Source organism: Pseudorhodoplanes sinuspersici, assembly GCF_002119765.1.
In the GTDB taxonomy this organism is placed as follows: Bacteria; Pseudomonadota; Alphaproteobacteria; order Rhizobiales; family Xanthobacteraceae; genus Pseudorhodoplanes; species Pseudorhodoplanes sinuspersici.
The window spans coordinates 4,858,893-4,875,242 of the sequence record NZ_CP021112.1; the positions used below are offsets into that span (position 1 = coordinate 4,858,893).

Genomic DNA, 16,350 nt, shown 5'->3' on the forward strand with positions numbered 1-16,350 from the left:
CAACAGCATATCTACGAGCATTGCCCAGCCCGTTTCTCCGCGCCATATTGGCGATATGACAGCGCGCCCCCTCTTCCGCCCGACCGCCCAGCAAACCTCCTGGCTGATCACGCTTGGCTTTCTCGCGCTCGGATACGCGCTTTATATGCGGTACATGGCGATCGAGCTGACCAGCGTGGGTCTCGCCTGTCAGGCCGGCGCGCAAACCTGGCTGTGCTCCACCCGTCAACTCGTGATGGTGCTGTTCAATAATTCGGTGTTCGGCTGGGTGGCGCTGGCAGCGGCCCTACTTAATCTGATCCGGCCATCGCTGTTTCTGTTCGGCATCGCATTGGCGGCCGGCGCCGCCGGCGTCGTGCTTTATAACGCCGGCTTGGCCGGCCTCGCCCTCGCCTTGCTGGTTATCAGCTTTGCGCGCCCGGCACCGATCGGCGCAGAAGAAGACTGAGCGCCAGAGCCGCGAGCAAGGCGCAGAACCAGAGCGATTGCCAATTGGCGAAGCTCTCGTTGAAGACGATGTAAATCGCCGACAGCACCAGCACAGAAGCCGCGGTGCGTTCAGCCAATCCAGGCTTGCTCCAGCGGCTGAACAGCGCCAGCACCACGACTGGCACGATCGCCGCCGTCAGCGGCGCGTAGGTGAAGTCGCGATAGCGCGGATCGAAGACGAGGCCGAGCGCGATTTGGATCGCAAGGACCGTCACCGCGACAACCAATAGGCCGGTGACAATATCCGGCCGCGCGGGCATTGCCGCCTCCCCGCGTGCAAGGCTGCCCGCGAATGATGGAACGGTCGCCCGCCGCATGACTGTACTGGCCGTGGCGATCGGCACGAAAGCCGCGAGCGCGACCAGCGCACCCGACCGCAGCCATGCGCCGAGACCGAGGCTTTCATAGACGGTCTTTTCAACCGCCAGGCCGAGCATCGTGCCGCCGGCCAGCGCGATGATGGCGACAGCCAGCCATGACATCACCGAAGAGTCAGCTTTGGCATCGGACCGCCGGGTCCATCCCGCAGCGGCAAAAATGATCGCGACGAAAGCAATACCGGCGCCCGCCTGCGACAACCAGTGTGGGTGGTTGGAGACGGGCGCACCCCACTGAAATTTTGGCTGGCGCGTGGCGTCGTCGAACAATCCCCAATAGCCGCCGACCGTGCCTTCCAGCCGCCGCTTCCAGGGCTGGTCGAAAGCCTCGATGACGTTGACGCGATAGCCGCGCTGATTGGCCAGCGCCAGGATCTCCTGAAGGATCAGCGCCTCATTGACCAGTGACGGCAAGGCGCCCTCGCGCATCCGCCCCTGGCTCGGCCAGCCGGTCTCGCCGATCAGGATATCCTTGTTCGGAAAGGCCGCCGCCATCTTCTCACGGATGGCGCCGACATGCGCCGCCGCGTCCTTCGCCGGGATCGGATAATCCTCCCAGTACGGCAGGATATGAATGGTAACGAAATCGACGGCGTCATAGACCTCGCGATGGCGCAGCCAGAATTCCCAGACGTCGGCATATGTCACCGGCATCGAGACCTGCTTCTTCACCTGGCGGATGAAGTTGGCGACATCGGCTCCCGATAATTCGCCGCGCAGAAGTACTTCGTTGCCAACCACCACTGACTGGATCACGTCCGGAAAGCGCTTGGCCAAAGCCACCACGCTCTCGACCTGCTGTCGGTTCTTCTCAGGATGGCTGGACAGCCAGAGCCCCTGGATCACCTTCAGACCGACGCGCTGGGCGATGGCCGGCACCTGATCGAGCCCATGCTCGGTGGAATAGGTGCGGATACAGTCGGTCAGTTGCTTGAGACGGGTGAGATCGTCCTCGATCTGCGCCGCCTGGATAAAAGTCCCGGCGCTCAATGGCGACTGCTCGCCCCGGAACGGGGCGTAGGATACGCATTGCAGCTTGTCGCCCGCGGCGGCCGCGGCCGGCATCGGCACAGGCTTGCCGAGCCACCACCACGTGAGGGCAACGAGAGCCGAAACGGCAACAAAAAATAAGGCCGGGACCCCGGCGCGGCTTAACGATTGTTCATGCATGATCTGCGGACGCTGTACCATCATCTACCGCAATGGCACGAACTACCGCTCCGCGACAAATGCGCTCTCTTTTGTTTCGAAACGGCGGCACTAACTTACCGGATGTGCTGGACAAATCCCGCGAAAGGCGGAAATCTTGGAGCATTGGAAACCGGGCCGCATTGCTGACCGGATTCCCATGCAGATAGGTCTTTCAACAGCCGCTCGAAAACTTTGGATTAGCCGCCATCATGTCGTTCCGCCTTGCTCAAGCTCTACCAGCTCTCTGCCTCGCCCTCTCGTTCGCGGCAGGGCCCGCCTTGGCGCAAAGCGATCCGAATCAGGGCGACAAGGCCAAGCAGCAGCAAGGCGAGCAGAAGAAGGACGCGCCACGCGTCAACGAACTGCTCGAAGTCTCGAAGCAATTGACCGGACCTGCCGGCAATCCGGAATGTGTTTGGGTGGGCCGAAATATCGTCGGCCGCCTCTATGCGAATGATCTCGACACCGCTTTTCGCCATCTCGATCTTTACGACCGTTTCGGTTGCCCGGGCGGCCATGTCCAGGCAGCGTTTCGCTGCGTTTTGAAACAGACGCCAGCCGAACCGCAGAAGCAGGATAACGTTAACGCGCGCGTTCATTCATGCTGGGTTAATCCAGCGGCGCCGCCTACCGCTGCGGCGGTGGTAACGACACCTGCGACGACGCCGACCGGAACAACAACGCAGTGACGGAAATTATGATTTCGCTAAACGACGTCATCAATTCGCCACGGCTGACTGCAATTAAAAATTAGCCTCTTCGGAGGTAGTTGATCGTCGTAGCAGGCGTTGCTCCAGGGGACGGGGCGATGTCCTTCACCTCGCCCCGCTCGGTTACGCGTTTCATGCGCCTCGTCGCAATTGTCGTCGCGCTCGTTGCCTGTGTGCATACAGGTCTGTGGGCCCTCTCCGAAAAAAAGGTCTCTGCGCCTGACATCATTGGTCCGGTGGCGAGCATGTCGTATGCACCGTTCCAGGGCGCGACACACGCCGACAAGGCAAGAACCAGCATTGCACAGATCAGGTCCGACCTGCGGACGCTCTCGCCGCAGACGCGGGCGGTCCGTACTTACTCGGCGACGGGCGGTGTCGAACTCGTGCCGCAAGTCGCCGCCGAGTTCGGTCTGAAAGTCACAGCCGGCGCCTGGCTCGATAACGATCCGGAGCGTAACGAGCGCGAACTTCGCTCGATCATCGACCTCGCCCGCAAGAATTCGAATATCTCCGGCATCGTCGTCGCCAACGAGTCCGTTTACCGCGGCGAAACCATCCTGGTCGGCAAAGACGACAAGCTGACCAAGGAAGAGCTCGACCTGATCAGTTCGGCCCGCAATGCGGACGAGCAGACCAAGATCAAGGAAAAGGTCAACGTTGCGCGTCTGATCAAAACGATCCAGCGGGTGAAGCGCGAAGTTTCGATCCCGGTTACCACCGGCGAAATCTGGAGCGTCTGGCGCGACCACCCTGAACTCGTCGCTGCCGTCGACTACATCGCCGTCCATATCCTGCCCTACTGGGAAGGCGTACCAAACCAAGCGGCGGTCGACGCAGCCATGGGCGGCTACCACCAGCTGCGCGAGATGTATCCCGGCAAGCGCATCGTCATCGCGGAATTCGGCTGGCCGAGCGCGGGTTATAACTTCAAGCTGGCCAAGCCCGGCTTGTTCGAACAGGCGGTCGTGCTGCGCGATTTTATCTCGCGCGCTGAGGCGATGGGCATCGACTACAACATCGTCGAAGCCATCGATCAGCCATGGAAGATCTTTGAAGGTAGCGTTGGTCCCTACTGGGGCATGTTCAACGACGCCCGCGAGCAGAAATTTGCGTGGAGCGGCCCCGTTACCGATCCCGAACATTGGAAGCTGGCCATTCTGTCGGTGCTGCTCGGCCTCCTGCTGTCACTGCCGCTCCTTGGTATGACGGTGACGATGACGCAGGGTATGGTGCTGGCCACCGCGGCCAATGTTGTCGGTGCCTGGTTCACCGCGGTCTTTGCGTTCTGGAAGGGCCATTACTTCGTGCCCGGCGCGGCCGCTGCATTGGCTGTCGGCGTCGTGCTGCTGGTGCCGCTGGTGCTGATCGCGCTCGCCCGCATCGAGGAAATCGCCGCCATCGCCTTTGGCCGCAAACCGCGCCGCCTCTTGCAGGTGGCGTCGCCGTCGATTGCGCCGGACGCCCTGGCGTCAGGCTATGCACCGAAAGTGTCGATCCATATCCCGGCCTACAAGGAACAGCCGGATATGCTGAAAGCCACGCTCGATGCGGTGGCCGGTCTGACCTACCCGAACTTCGAATGCATCGTTATCATCAACAACACGCCCGATCCGGTCTATTGGCAGCCGATTGAAGAGCATTGCCACACGCTCGGCGAGCGCTTCAAGTTCCTGCGTGAAGACAAGGTTGAAGGTTTCAAGGCTGGCGCGCTGCGCATCGCGCTTGAGAAGACCGCGCCCGACGCCGAGATCATCGGCATTCTCGATGCCGACTATATTGTCGCGCCGGGCTGGCTGACCGACCTCGTCCCGACCTTTGCCGATCCGAAGGTCGGCCTCGTCCAGGCACCGCAGGAGCATCGCGATGGCGACCGCAGCGTGATGCATTATGCGATGGCGGGTGAATATTCCGGCTTCTTCGACATCGGCATGGTGGAGCGCAACGAGAAGAACGCCATCATCGTCCATGGCACGATGTGCCTGATGCGCCGCACCGCCCTCGCCGCCGCCGGCAACTGGTCGAGCGACACCATCTGCGAGGATACCGACCTCGGCCTGACCATGATCGAGCTCGGCTGGAAGACGCATTATACCAACCGCCGCTATGGCTTCGGCCTCTTGCCGGATACATTCGGCGCGTTCAAGAAACAGCGCCATCGCTGGGCCTATGGCGGCGTGCAGATCGTCAAAAAGCACTGGCGCCGTTTCCTGCCCGGTGTCTCAAGCCTGACCCGCGACCAGAAGCGCCAATTCATGCTCGGCTGGTTGAACTGGCTTGGCGCCGAAGCGCTTGGCGTCGTGGTGGCGATTTTCAACCTGCTCTGGGTGCCGGTCGTGGCCTTCGTTGGCATCGCCATTCCGGACACGATCCTGACCATTCCGATCCTCGCCGCCTTCGTCGTATCGCTTGCGCATTTCGTCGTGCTGTATCGGTTGCGCGTTGCGATCCCGAAGAAGCAGACCTTCGGCGCGATGTTCGCGGCCATGTCCCTTCAGCTCACCGTTGCGCGCGCTGTCGCCGACGGCCTGATCAAGGAGCACCTGCCTTTCGCCCGCACAGCGAAAGGCAACCGTGCCCGCAAGCCGATGCAATTCGACGGTTTCTGGGAGCTGATCCTGGGCAGCCTGTTGATCATCGGCGCGATCACACTGGTGGCAACCAACACCCTGCAGATCACGGAGATCTACATCTTCGCGGCCGTGCTGGTGGTCCAGAGCCTGCCGTTCCTCTCGGCTGCCGGCCTTGCCGCCCTCGAAGGGCGCCAGATCAACGACTTTGCCTTCTGGGCCGAGCTGCAGCCGCGTCTCGTCTCAGCCTGGCGGCGCGCTCCGGCACTCACCGCCGCGAAAGCGCCGGGGCTCGCCAATGCCATCGTCGAGGTGCCGGCCGCGACGACTGGCGAAAAGCAGCCCGAGATCGTCCAGTAAACTGATCCCTATTTCGAAAAGAAAAAGGACCGCGATCTGCGGTCCTTTTTTATTGGCCATTCGGCCGTGTCCGAGGTTATGCCGGCAGCGCCTTCTCGACCAGCTTCACCCAATAGGACGATCCGATCGGGATGACGTCGTCGTTGAAATCGTAAGCGGGGTGATGCAGGCCGGCGCTGTCGCCATTGCCCACGAAGATGAAGGCACCCGGCCGCGCATTGAGCATATAGGAGAAATCCTCCGCGCCCATCATCGGCGGCAGTTCGTCATTGACGCGATCCTTACCTGCGACTTCCGAAGCGACGGACGCCGCGAATGCGGTCTGGTCGGCGTGATTGCGGGTGACCGGATAACCGCGGTGATAGCTCACGCGCGCCGTCGCGCCGTGAAGTCTCGCGACACCCTCGACCACTTCGCGCACGCGCTTCTCCAGAAGGTCGCGCACCTCATCGGTCAGGCTGCGGATCGTGCCGGCGAGCTTTGCGGTCTGCGGAATGACATTGTTGGTCGTGCCGGCCTGAAACACGCAGATCGATACCACACCTGACTCCAGCGGATCGACATTGCGTGAGACGATCGACTGCAACTGGTTGACCATCTGCGCGCCGACCAGAATGGGATCGATGCCCAGATGCGGCCGCGCCGCATGCGCGCCTTTGCCCTCGATCTCGATCGAGACATAGTCGGCCGCCGCCATCATCGGACCGGCCCGCATGCCGAACTGCCCGACCGGCATGCCGGGATAATTGTGCATCCCGTACACCTCCTCGATGCCGAACCGGTCCATCATGCCGTCGGCCACCATCTCCTTGCCGCCGCCACCGCCCTCCTCGGCGGGCTGGAAGATCACAACGGCGGTGCCGCCAAAATTGCGGGTCTCGGCAAGGTATTTGGCAGCACCCAGCAGCATGGCGGTGTGACCGTCATGGCCGCAGGCGTGCATCTTGCCCTTGATGGTGGATTTGTAGGCCAGCCCGGTCGCCTCCTCGATCGGCAGCGCGTCCATATCGGCGCGCAGGCCGATGACCGACGCCCGGCCGCCGGAAGCCGGTTTATTGCCTTTGATGACGCCGACAACGCCAGTGCGGCCGATCCCCGGAACCACCTCATCGCAGCCGAAGGCCTTCAGCTTCTCGGCTACCGACGCCGCCGTGCGGTGAACATCGAACAGGAGTTCCGGATTGGCATGGATATCGCGCCGCCAGGCCGTGATTTCCGGGTGAAATTCGGCAATGCGGTTCACGATCGGCATATTTCTGGCTCCGGAGGCGGGTGTTTCAGCTTGATTCACATAGTAAATCGCGGCGACGACATCAGGGCAACAGCAGGTTCTCGCGACGATTTTGCCCTTGTTAGCCGCATTCGGCTGCTTCGCCCACAGGGATAGGAATTTTTCGTTGTCCTGCCGTCAATCTCGGCTTATGTGTCCGCCCTGCCGTTCGCGGCATGGCTGCGCGGCCGATCTCTATCGTCCCTGCCAGCCTATTCCGGATCGCTCCGGGAGCCTGTAGCTCAGTCGGTAGAGCAACTGACTTTTAATCAGTAGGTCATGGGTTCGAATCCCATCGGGCTCACCAATACAAATCGCGGATCTTGGGACGGGAAATGACGCGCCACCGAGGCGCTTTTTCCGTTCCTGGCAACAAGCTGGCAACACGACGCGGCGGGCTTCGCGCAAATTGCAGCGCGCCGTGTCAGCCTCCCCCATGGATGCTCACTGACAAGCCGGCAACCTGGCCGCAGCAGGGTGTGCCGAAAAGAAAAGGCCCGGCGCGTGATCTCACGGCCGGGCCTCGAAGTCAGTCTTGGGACGAAGTTCGTCTTGGGACTAAGACGTCAGTAGAAACGATAGTTGATGCCGAACTTAACGGTCGAGATCTGAGCGTCGACATCTGCGGTGAGCGGAACTCCGCCGACGTTACCGAACTCCTTGCTCTTCTGACCGAAGTCCATGTAGGTGCCTTCGATCTTCGCTGACCAGTTGCGTGCAAATGCCCATTCCACACCGCCACCAACGAGCCAGCCGGTGTCTGTGTCCGAGCCCGTAAACGAAGCAGCGCCGGGGATACCGAGATTCAGAGTGTAGTCGTTGTTCGCCCAGGCAACGCCCGCCTTGCTGTAAATAAGCACGGTGTCGAAGGCGACGCCCAAACGGGTCGAAAGCGTTCCGGTCCAGTTGTTTGAATATGATGCGATAAACGGAACCAACAGATTGTTGCTTTTACTGCCATCGAGGTCGGACCAGTAAAACTCGCCTTCGGTACCGAGCACGAGATTGCCCTGCTGATAATTGTAACCGATGGTGCCACCAGCAAGCCATCCGTCGGGCTTGGTCTTCACTGAAGGAAATCCTGTAAGAGCGCCGGTGGGGTTGATATTGGCCTCTCCCCAAGCGTAGCCAGCAACGGCACCGATGTAAAAACCGGTCCAGCTGAACGCGGGAGCGACCATCGGAGCCTTGTAGACCGGCTGCGCGATGTCAGCCGCACTTGCAGAGCCTGCCGAAAAGCTGATCGCGGTGGCAGCGACCAATGCAGCGAAGCCAATCTTCAAACCCATGATCAATACTCCCCAGCAATATCCATCCACGCCTTATGCGTGTATCCATGAGCCAGTCATAGACCGCATTCGGACTTTGTCCAGCGAGCGGGAATGATGTTTTTGGAACGTGTTAGAAATGCACCAGATCAGGTGTGCACCATTAAGGGAGCAAATAAGCCATTACTTCGAGCTCGGCTCGGGAGGTGTTATCCAACCGCGAGCTCCGAAATTTGATGTTCGGCGCGCTTTATGGTTGTACGGTTTTCGATCCCACGGAGCGTCTCTTGTCGGACTTCGACAGGGCGAGTCGCTTCAGCGCTACGGGCCCGCCCCCTCCATCGCCCGCGCCACAAATCGTGCCGCTGGAGCCGCCGACGGCAGATAAAGCGGCGTGATAATCTTCAGCTCCTTGGCAAGATCAATGGCCTTGAGCGGCAAGGCAACGAGCTGACCTGCGGCAACTTCATCCACGACCGTTGCCGCCATCACGATCGATAGACCGCGTCCCGCCCGCACCGCCCGCTTCACCGCTTCGGTGCTGCCGAAACCGCCAACGGCTTTGAATTGACCCGACACCCGTCCGAGTTTCGCTTTCAGCAAGGTCATCGTGCCGGTGCCGGTCTCCCCGCCCAGCAATGACTGCGTCGCGAGTTCGGCCGCCTCGATCTCCGCGCGCTTCGCGAAAGGGTGCTCCGGCGCAACGATCACCACCAGCTTCTCCTTGCGCCATGTCTGCGCCGAGAATCCCGGGCGCTCGTCCCACCATTCCATCAACGCGACATCGGCATTGCCGGTGGCAAGCCGCTCAGCCACGGCCGCGTTGGCGCCGATCCACAGATCGGTCGGACAGGGATCGTTGGCCTGAAACGATGCGAGTTGCGGCTGCAGAAGATAAGTGCCGATATTGCTCGATGCGGCGATGCGCAGCGGCGCATTCGCGATCAATGTCCGGCTGCGTGCCGCCGTCTCCAGCATCGCCCGCGCCAGCGGCACGAAAGCGGCGCCATGCGGGGTGGTCTCGACCGCACCGCGCCGGCGAACGATCAAGATCGCGGCGAGATCCTCTTCCAGCTGGTTGATATGCTCGATAATCGTCGATGGCGAAACTTTAAGTTCGCGCGCGGCGGCGCGAAAGCCGCCCTCGCCGATCACTGTCAGAAAAGTCTTAGTATGCAGCAGGTTGAGCATAGCGAGACGGTTCGGCCGAGGTGCGGCGCTGGCCAAGCGAGGGATTGTTGAGCGCGCCATCGGGAACGCGGCTGGACAACGCATCGATGATGCTGCGCGCAGCCGAGAGCTCGATTTCGCGGCGGACCTGCGTAACCCCGGAGCCGATATGCGGCGTGAGAACAGTTGGCGCCGATGGCGAGATCAGGCGCGCATCGATATGCGCTGGCCGATCGTCCCGCGCCCAGTCTTCGCATTCGAACACATCGGCCGCATAACCGGCCAGATGCCCGCGCTCGATCGCATCGGCCACCGCCGCTTCATCAACCAGCGAACCGCGCGCGGGATTTACCAGCCGCGCACCTGGCTTCATGGCGGCGATGGCCCTGACGTCGATGATGTGCTGTGTCTCGGCGGTCAGTGGCAGCGCCAGCACCACATAATCGGACGTCGCGATCAGATCGTCGAAGCCGGTGGCGGTGACATACGGCACAGGCTCCGGGAGCTTTTGCGTCGGTGTCTGATCATAGGCCAGCAAACGGCAACCGAAGCCGGTCAGCCGGCCGGCAATGGCACGACCGACCAGTCCGAAGCCAACGATACCCACCGTCGCACCAGAAAGACCCTCGCCGTAAAGCTGCGCGCGCCAGCCACGAAATCCCCGCGCCTTGATGCTGCGATCGCCGGCGACGATGTTACGGCCGAGCGACAGCATCAGCCCGATCGCGAGCTCTGCTGTCGGAATGGTCAGAAGGTCGGGAACGATGGTCAGCCACACGCCGGCGTCGGTCGCCGCACTCACATCGATATTGTCGGCGCCCTTCAGTGCCGCACCGATGACGCGCAGCTTCGGGCAATCGGCGATGAAAGCCGCATCGATCCGGTCGGTCATGAAAGCCATGACACCGGCCGCATCCGCACAGATGGCGCGGACTTCATCATAGGGCCACGGTTCCAGCGACGTGTTGACGAGCACAGTTGCATGCTGGTCCAGCAGCGCCTTCGTCTCGGCAAAGATGGGATTGGTGACGACGACCTTGGGCTTTCCGGTCACTGCGTGATTCTTTCTGTTTGTTGCCCAACCTTTTTATTTTTGGCACTTGTCACTTTGACGACGCCGCGCATCATCAGCGTGTCACTTCAGCGATTTGCGCAGCAGCGCGCCGACACCGTCGACCAGCGTCACGCACAGGAAGATGCAGATCAGGATGGCCGAAACCTGCGCGTATTCCAGGACGCGCAAGGCTGCGATCAGCTCGAAACCGATACCGCCGGCGCCGACCGCACCAAGCACCGTTGACGCGCGGAAATTGTATTCCCAGCGGTAGATCGTGGTATCGGCGAGTTGCGGCATCACCTGCGGTAGCACCGCATGCCAGATCACCTGGAATGGCGAGGCGCCGGCTGCGCGGGCCGCTTCGATCGGCTTCGGATCGACATGCTCGATGCTCTCGGCGAAGAACTTGCCGACCATGCCGATCGAGTGAATGCCGAGCGCCAGCACGCCGGGCAGCGCCCCGAAGCCGACCATGGCGACGAAGATGATGCCCATGATCAGTTCGGGAATCGAGCGCAGGAGGTTGAGGATCAGCCGCGCCAGCCGATAGGCAATGCGATTGGGTGTCGTGTTCGGCGCCGCCAGCAATCCAAGCGGCAGTGAGAAAAAGACCGCCAGGGCGGTTCCGGCAATCGACATCGCCAGCGTATCGGCGAGCGGCTTCAGCCATGCCTGGTAACGGCTGAAGTCGGGCGGAAACATCTCGGCGGAAAGCTGCCGGATCGCCGGCCACGCATCCGCAAGCCGCACCGGATCGAGCAGGCCTGTCAGCCACATGGCGCCGGCGACAAGGCACAGGATGATCGCGATCTCGGCACCGCGCCTCAGATGCGCGGTGCCGTCCTTTTCAAGGATCGCGTTATATCGGGCGATCTCGCTCATCCCTTGAACTTCGACAGATCGAGCGCGAGTATCTTCGCCGTGTCCCGCAGGATGTCATAGGCCTTATCGTCGGTGGCGACGAAGCCTTCGGCGCGGAACGTTTTCAGGATTGCCGGATCCTTCAGGCCGATGAAGGCGGAGGTGATCTGCGTTTTCAGTTCGGGGGCGAGATTGCCCTGCATCACCATCGGATAATTCGGGATCGGATCGCTCTCGGCAAGGACGACGAGTTTCTTGCCGTCGATCGTCCCCTTGGCGACGAGCGCATTGAAGATTTCCTGACTGAGGCCACCCGCCTGCACCTGGCCGGATTGCACGGCACGCGCCACGGCGTCATGCGCGCCGAGATTGGCGAACTTGTAGTCCTTGTCACCGACGAGGCCGTTGCGGGCGAGATAGGCGCGCGGAATCAGATGGCTCGAGGTCGAGGCGAAATCGCCATAGCCCATGATCTTGCCCTTGATATCGGCGATCGACTTCACCGGCCCATCGGCCAACGCGATGATGACGCTCTTATAGGTCGGGGACCCTTTGGACACGCCGACGGCGAAGGGCTCAATTCCCGGCGCCTTCGACTTGGCCAGCACATAGGAGAGCGGGCCGAAATACGCGACCTCGATGCGGCCGAACCGCATCGCCTCGATCATCGAGGAATAATCGGTCGTGACAACGAGTTCGATCTCCTTCTTCAGCGTGTCTTCGAGGTATTTCTTCAGCGGCTGGGCATTCTGGATCAGCGTCGAGGCGTTCTCATCGGGCAGCAATGCCACCCGCAGCTTGGCTGGATTCTGCGTTTGCGCCTGTGCAAAGCCGATACTGAGACCAGCGGCCGCGCAGCCGAGCAAAAAAGTGCGACGCTTCATGATGCAGTTCCTTTTCGTGATGCGGGTTTGTCAGGCAGCGGCCCTGCGTGGCGAAGCCGCGACATAGATCTCATCGATCATCGAGGCGCCGAGCTGCGCCGGCGAACCGTCGAAAATGATCCGGCCGCTCGACAGGCCGATGATCCGGTCGGCAAAGCGCCGCGCGAGATCCACCTGATGCAAGCTGACGATGGCTGTGATGCCGTCCTCCCGGCAGATGCGGTGCAGATCGGCGAGAACCCTCTCGCCGGCAACCGGATCGAGGCTTGCAACCGGCTCGTCCGCCAGAATGATTTCAGGCCGTTGCGCCATCGCCCGGGCGATACCGACGCGCTGTTGCTGTCCGCCGGACAATTGATCGGCGCGATGGAGCGCACGATCCAGCAGACCCACACGCTCCAGCGCTTGCAGCGCGATCAATCTGTCGGTGCGCGGCAATGGCAGCATTGACCGCAAGGCATTGTGCTCGGCGATGCGTCCCATCAGCACATTCTGCAAGGCCGACAGGCGGCCGATGAGATGATGCTGCTGAAAGATCATGCCCGTGCGGCGACGGTGCTCACGCAGGGTCTTGTGGCTCCTGAAGATCGAGCCCCTGCCCCCGGCGATCACCTCGCCCTGAACCGGCCTGACGAGACCATTCATGCAGCGGAGCAGCGTCGACTTTCCGGCGCCCGACGGGCCGAGCAGAACCAGAAAGCGCCCCTTCGGGATGGACAGGCTGGTCGGCGCCAGCGCCGCGACACCATTGGCGTAGGTCACCGCGACATCCTGCAATGTCAGCACTGGTCGCGCGTCCTTCACGAAATCGGCCCGCCCCCGGTTGATTGCATTTTCCGAACAAACCGGACGTTCGTTCGACAATCGCTACCTATCGCTTGCCGATGACACCTCCATGACAAACGATCGCCGTTGTGGATTTGAGGTGCTGTGTCAGTTGGGCGCAGGCGACTCGACAAACCCCGGACGCATCATGTGATCCGCACGGCAGCGCCATATCATTGCGCCGGCGCGATCAGTTTAGGTGAGGATTGTTGCACGCTGACGATCCATGCCGCCTGGGTCACGCAGGCAATGGCATCGCCGATGCGAGACGCCGCCGCTATTTCAGCCAGTACAGGTTCGCAGCGAGATCGAAACTGTCGGTGTTCACCAGGCCGTCCTTCAGATCCTTCTCCGCCTTGGCGATGGCAAAGACGAGAACGGACGAAGCAACGCAACCATGCTGCTTCAGCTCCTGGGTTCTTCCGTCGATGGACCGGATTTGCAACACCCAATGCGGACGCCCCGCCGTATCCGGACGCTCCAGCTTGTGGATTTCGAACATCACAAGTGGCGCATCGACGACGCTCGGATCGATCTGCGAGATGGTGACGATTCCCTCGTCGTACCGATCGAGATTGAAATTGGCTTCGAGCCCCGTCATCCGATAGCGCGTCAGGGCGCGCTCGACACTTTCCAGATCGCTACTGCTCCATGGCAGATGACTCAGCAATTCGCCCCCTCAACACCTCAATCGTCTCGAAATACGAGACGCAGTGCGCTGCACAATCTCCGTCCGGTGCCTCGCTCGCGTGCCCGAGTCTTTCGCTATCGGTAGATGACAAGATTCCAATTCAAACTGGAACAATCATTTTCGAGTACGTGAAGATCTGTAGCCTTTATGGCGTCGGCTACTACTACATTCCGGGTACAGACACCTGCATCAAGATCGGTGGCTATGTCCGTTACGAGGCCTATCATAACGACGTCAGCGGCCATTACGCCGACCGCAATCCGTCAGGCCATTTCACCCGTAATAGCCAGACCTTCGGTCAGCAGGCTCGTTTCCGCCTGACCGGCGACGTGCGCACGCAGACCGAATACGGCACCCTGCGCTCGTACTTCAGCTTCGGCTTCAACTTCCTGAACGGCTCGGCTGATGCCGACAACGGTGGCATTCAGAACGCCATCGCTCTCGAGCGCGCCTTCATCCAGTTCGCCGGCTTCACCTTCGGCCGTTCGGACACCTTCTTCGGCTTCTATAACGGTGCCGCTTACGGCCTCGTGCCGCTCGGTCTTGACGGTTCGTCCGGTCCGTCCGGCCACAACGTTGCGGCCTATACCTGGCAGTTCGGCAACGGCCTATCGGCCACGATCTCGATCGAAGACTCCAATGCCCGCAGCAAGGGCGTAAATGACCTTGTCAACGTCAACTTGGGCGGTGCGTCGGACCTAAAAGGCCAGAGCGTACCCGACATCGTCGGTAACATCCGCGTCGACCAGGCCTGGGGTTCGGCCCAGATCATGGGTGGCCTGCACAAGGTTGGTGCTCGTTACTACGCGGGTGCGACACCGGGCTTCTCCTGCCAGAATGCGAACACCACCGTCTGCGATCATCCTGGCGACGAATGGGGCTGGGGCGTCGGCGGCGGTCTGACCCTGAAGATGCCGTGGGATGCCAAGGACACACTGTCCGGCGTCATCGCGTACTCGAAGGGTGCAGTCGGCTTCGTGGCCTACGGCAACTCGACCACCAACTTCATCCATAAGCAGGGCATTGCCTTCGGTGCGGATCCTGATGCGATCTTCGTGACTGGCTCAGGTCTCGAACTGACCGAAGCCTGGGGCGGCACGCTGGCCTTTGAGCACTACTGGACCCCGAGCCTGCGGACCTCGATCGTCGGTGCCTACTTGAACGTAAGCTACAGCGATCAGGCCAAGGCGATGATCGCGGCAACTGGCGGCGGCACCTGCGCGGCCTCCGGCTTCGTGGCTGTCACGAACTGCGACCCGGATTACTCCCTGTGGCGCGTGTCTTCGCGCACCATGTGGAACCCGGTGCGGAACCTCGATATCGGTGTTGAAGTGGCTTACTCGCAGATCGACACCGCTTTCGCTGGCGCCGCTATCCGCGGTTCCAACGGCAATGGTCTGTCGGCTGGCGTCTACAACGTCGAAGACCAGGGCTACTGGTCGGCTGCCTTCCGCGTGCAGCGCAACTTCTGGCCGTGATCGTCTGATCCCGACCTAACGTTACAAGCCTAAGCGAACCCCCGGTCGAAAGACCGGGGGTTTTGCTTTGAAGAACGATCCAGAGCGTTTCGAGCGAAGTGGGTACCGGTTCGCGTGAAGAAAACGCGTCAAAACAAAAACTTAGTAACAACTCTTGCAACCTGTGAAGCAACACTCGCAAAACACGGGCTGACGGAGCTTTCTGGCTGCTGCTCTAAGATTTTTCTGTGTCGTCGCACCGTCGGCAAAAATCACCGATTTGAATGAGCAGGCGCGCCTCCGACAACAACGGAGCATGCCCCTGATCGGGTACCTCGATGATTTCGATATCGGGTTTGTGCTGACGCATGGTCTCGACGGTTTCGGCCGACAACAAATCCGACAACGCGCCGCGGATCACCATCACCGGTGTCGCCGCCAGCGCGTCGAACTGCGCCCATAAATCTGGAATCGGTTGATCGGGATCGAAATCGCTCAGCGTGTTGCCAAGGCTGGTATCGTAACGCGCGATCATGCCGTCAGGTGTTTGGACCCAGCTTCGCTTTGACCAACTCAGCCAATCCTCGTCCGACAGCGCCGGAAATTGCGCACCGAACAGGCTTCGCAGGACATTTGCTCCTTCCGCAAAATCCTTTGGCGCCGGCATCCGGCCGATATAGCTCTTGATCCGTAATAGGCCCTTGGGCTCGAGCACCGGGCCGATATCATTGAGGATCGCGCCGCCAATGCATGCTGGCTGTGTCGCCGCCAGCAGCATCGTCAATAAACCGCCGCGTGAGGTGCCGACAAAGACCGCGCGCTGGATTCTAAGTGCCGACAACACCGTCACCACATCGGCGAGTTCGACCGCGAGATTGTAGTTTCGCCAGTCGGAATCATAACCCGATTGGCCGCGTCCGCGATAATCGAGAGCGAAGGCACAACGCGGATGGCTGGTGTTCGAGGCGAGGTGAAGGGCCAGAGGTTCGAAATCGGCTTCGGTTCGCGCCAGCCCCGGAAGACAGACAACCGGCAAGCCTTTTGCCGCCGCTGGTTGATACGCTCTGACATGCAGACGAAGACCGTCCGATGCGGGTATGAAGACGCTCTCCGCCGTCACATTTGAAGCGCCGGCGAAGGGTTTGGCATCAGTCATCCGGCGGCTGAAAC

14 protein-coding genes and 1 tRNA gene are annotated in these 16,350 nt (G+C 61.1%); 5 read left to right on the top strand and 10 right to left on the bottom strand.

All coding sequences use genetic code 11. From position 1 onward, the window contains the following. Positions 1-55: 55 nt before the first annotated feature. Positions 56-448, top strand: coding sequence for a hypothetical protein (locus CAK95_RS23665; RefSeq protein ID WP_086090147.1), 393 nt, complete (start codon positions 56-58; stop codon positions 446-448). Here the strand turns inward: CAK95_RS23665 and CAK95_RS23670 are convergent. Further along, positions 405-2,060 carry a glycoside hydrolase family 17 protein gene (locus CAK95_RS23670; protein ID WP_086090148.1) on the bottom strand — a complete coding sequence of 552 codons (1,656 nt, stop codon included), beginning with the start codon at positions 2,058-2,060 and terminating at the stop codon, positions 405-407. The genes CAK95_RS23665 and CAK95_RS23670 overlap by 44 nt on opposite strands. A gap of 206 nt (positions 2,061-2,266) precedes the next feature. Here CAK95_RS23670 and CAK95_RS23675 point away from each other — a divergent pair, with 206 nt between their 5' ends. Both CAK95_RS23675 and CAK95_RS23680 read left to right on the top strand, forming a co-directional pair. Continuing rightward, a complete protein-coding gene (locus CAK95_RS23675; RefSeq protein ID WP_147413514.1) occupies positions 2,267-2,746 on the top strand; it encodes a beta-1-3, beta-1-6-glucan biosynthesis protein in 480 nt (159 codons plus the stop codon). A 155-nt stretch (positions 2,747-2,901) separates the two neighbouring features. Then, positions 2,902-5,697: a glycosyltransferase gene (locus CAK95_RS23680; RefSeq protein ID WP_086090150.1), complete on the top strand. Its 2,796-nt coding sequence runs from the start codon at positions 2,902-2,904 to the stop codon at positions 5,695-5,697. Positions 5,698-5,773: 76 nt separating this feature from the next. On the opposite strand, the gene CAK95_RS23685 is transcribed toward CAK95_RS23680, so the two are convergent. Continuing rightward, complete coding sequence (locus CAK95_RS23685; RefSeq protein ID WP_086090151.1) at positions 5,774-6,949, bottom strand: M20 aminoacylase family protein; 1,176 nt, start codon at positions 6,947-6,949, stop codon at positions 5,774-5,776. 249 nt (positions 6,950-7,198) lie between these two features. Here CAK95_RS23685 and CAK95_RS23690 point away from each other — a divergent pair. Continuing rightward, a tRNA-Lys gene (locus tag CAK95_RS23690) sits at positions 7,199-7,274 on the top strand. Positions 7,275-7,533: 259 nt separating this feature from the next. On the opposite strand, the gene CAK95_RS23695 is transcribed toward CAK95_RS23690, so the two are convergent. The 7 genes from CAK95_RS23695 to CAK95_RS23725 all read right to left on the bottom strand — a co-directional run bounded on the left by CAK95_RS23695 (position 7,534) and on the right by CAK95_RS23725 (position 13,702). Next, a complete protein-coding gene (locus CAK95_RS23695) occupies positions 7,534-8,256 on the bottom strand; it encodes an outer membrane protein (protein ID WP_086090152.1) in 723 nt (240 codons plus the stop codon). 300 nt (positions 8,257-8,556) lie between these two features. After that, positions 8,557-9,426, bottom strand: coding sequence for a LysR family transcriptional regulator (locus CAK95_RS23700; RefSeq protein WP_183044175.1), 870 nt, complete (start codon positions 9,424-9,426; stop codon positions 8,557-8,559). Further along, complete coding sequence (locus CAK95_RS23705) at positions 9,404-10,459, bottom strand: phosphonate dehydrogenase (protein ID WP_086090154.1); 1,056 nt, start codon at positions 10,457-10,459, stop codon at positions 9,404-9,406. Before CAK95_RS23705 ends, CAK95_RS23700 begins: the two co-directional genes overlap by 23 nt. Before the next feature lie 81 nt (positions 10,460-10,540). Then, the gene (gene phnE / locus CAK95_RS23710; protein ID WP_086090155.1) at positions 10,541-11,344 is read right to left on the bottom strand and encodes a phosphonate ABC transporter, permease protein PhnE; all 804 of its coding nucleotides are present in this window, start codon (positions 11,342-11,344) and stop codon (positions 10,541-10,543) included. After that, complete coding sequence (gene phnD / locus CAK95_RS23715; protein WP_183044176.1) at positions 11,341-12,207, bottom strand: phosphate/phosphite/phosphonate ABC transporter substrate-binding protein; 867 nt, start codon at positions 12,205-12,207, stop codon at positions 11,341-11,343. Before phnD ends, phnE begins: the two co-directional genes overlap by 4 nt. Before the next feature lie 30 nt (positions 12,208-12,237). Then, positions 12,238-12,993 carry a phosphonate ABC transporter ATP-binding protein gene (phnC, locus tag CAK95_RS23720; protein WP_086091623.1) on the bottom strand — a complete coding sequence of 252 codons (756 nt, stop codon included), beginning with the start codon at positions 12,991-12,993 and terminating at the stop codon, positions 12,238-12,240. Positions 12,994-13,309: 316 nt separating this feature from the next. Continuing rightward, complete coding sequence (locus CAK95_RS23725) at positions 13,310-13,702, bottom strand: hypothetical protein (RefSeq protein WP_147413516.1); 393 nt, start codon at positions 13,700-13,702, stop codon at positions 13,310-13,312. Positions 13,703-13,851: 149 nt separating this feature from the next. On the opposite strand from CAK95_RS23725, the gene CAK95_RS23730 reads away from it, so the two are divergent. Next, positions 13,852-15,201 carry a porin gene (locus CAK95_RS23730; RefSeq protein WP_157699721.1) on the top strand — a complete coding sequence of 450 codons (1,350 nt, stop codon included), beginning with the start codon at positions 13,852-13,854 and terminating at the stop codon, positions 15,199-15,201. 214 nt (positions 15,202-15,415) lie between these two features. Here CAK95_RS23730 and CAK95_RS23735 read toward each other — a convergent pair whose 3' ends face one another. Next, positions 15,416-16,336 (bottom strand): alpha/beta fold hydrolase, encoded by a 921-nt coding sequence (locus CAK95_RS23735; protein WP_086090159.1) that lies wholly within the window; start codon positions 16,334-16,336, stop codon positions 15,416-15,418. Between the last annotated feature and the right edge of the window lie 14 nt (positions 16,337-16,350).

Coding starts and splice junctions, on each gene's coding strand:
- CAK95_RS23665 (WP_086090147.1), top strand. CDS start 56: ATGACAGCGCGCCCCCTCTTCCGCCCGACCGCCCAGCAAACCTCCTGG.
- CAK95_RS23670 (WP_086090148.1), bottom strand. CDS start 2,060: ATGATGGTACAGCGTCCGCAGATCATGCATGAACAATCGTTAAGCCGC.
- CAK95_RS23675 (WP_147413514.1), top strand. CDS start 2,267: ATGTCGTTCCGCCTTGCTCAAGCTCTACCAGCTCTCTGCCTCGCCCTC.
- CAK95_RS23680 (WP_086090150.1), top strand. CDS start 2,902: ATGCGCCTCGTCGCAATTGTCGTCGCGCTCGTTGCCTGTGTGCATACA.
- CAK95_RS23685 (WP_086090151.1), bottom strand. CDS start 6,949: ATGCCGATCGTGAACCGCATTGCCGAATTTCACCCGGAAATCACGGCC.
- CAK95_RS23695 (WP_086090152.1), bottom strand. CDS start 8,256: ATGGGTTTGAAGATTGGCTTCGCTGCATTGGTCGCTGCCACCGCGATC.
- CAK95_RS23700 (WP_183044175.1), bottom strand. CDS start 9,426: ATGCTCAACCTGCTGCATACTAAGACTTTTCTGACAGTGATCGGCGAG.
- phnE (WP_086090155.1), bottom strand. CDS start 11,344: ATGAGCGAGATCGCCCGATATAACGCGATCCTTGAAAAGGACGGCACC.
- phnD (WP_183044176.1), bottom strand. CDS start 12,207: ATGAAGCGTCGCACTTTTTTGCTCGGCTGCGCGGCCGCTGGTCTCAGT.
- CAK95_RS23735 (WP_086090159.1), bottom strand. CDS start 16,336: ATGACTGATGCCAAACCCTTCGCCGGCGCTTCAAATGTGACGGCGGAG.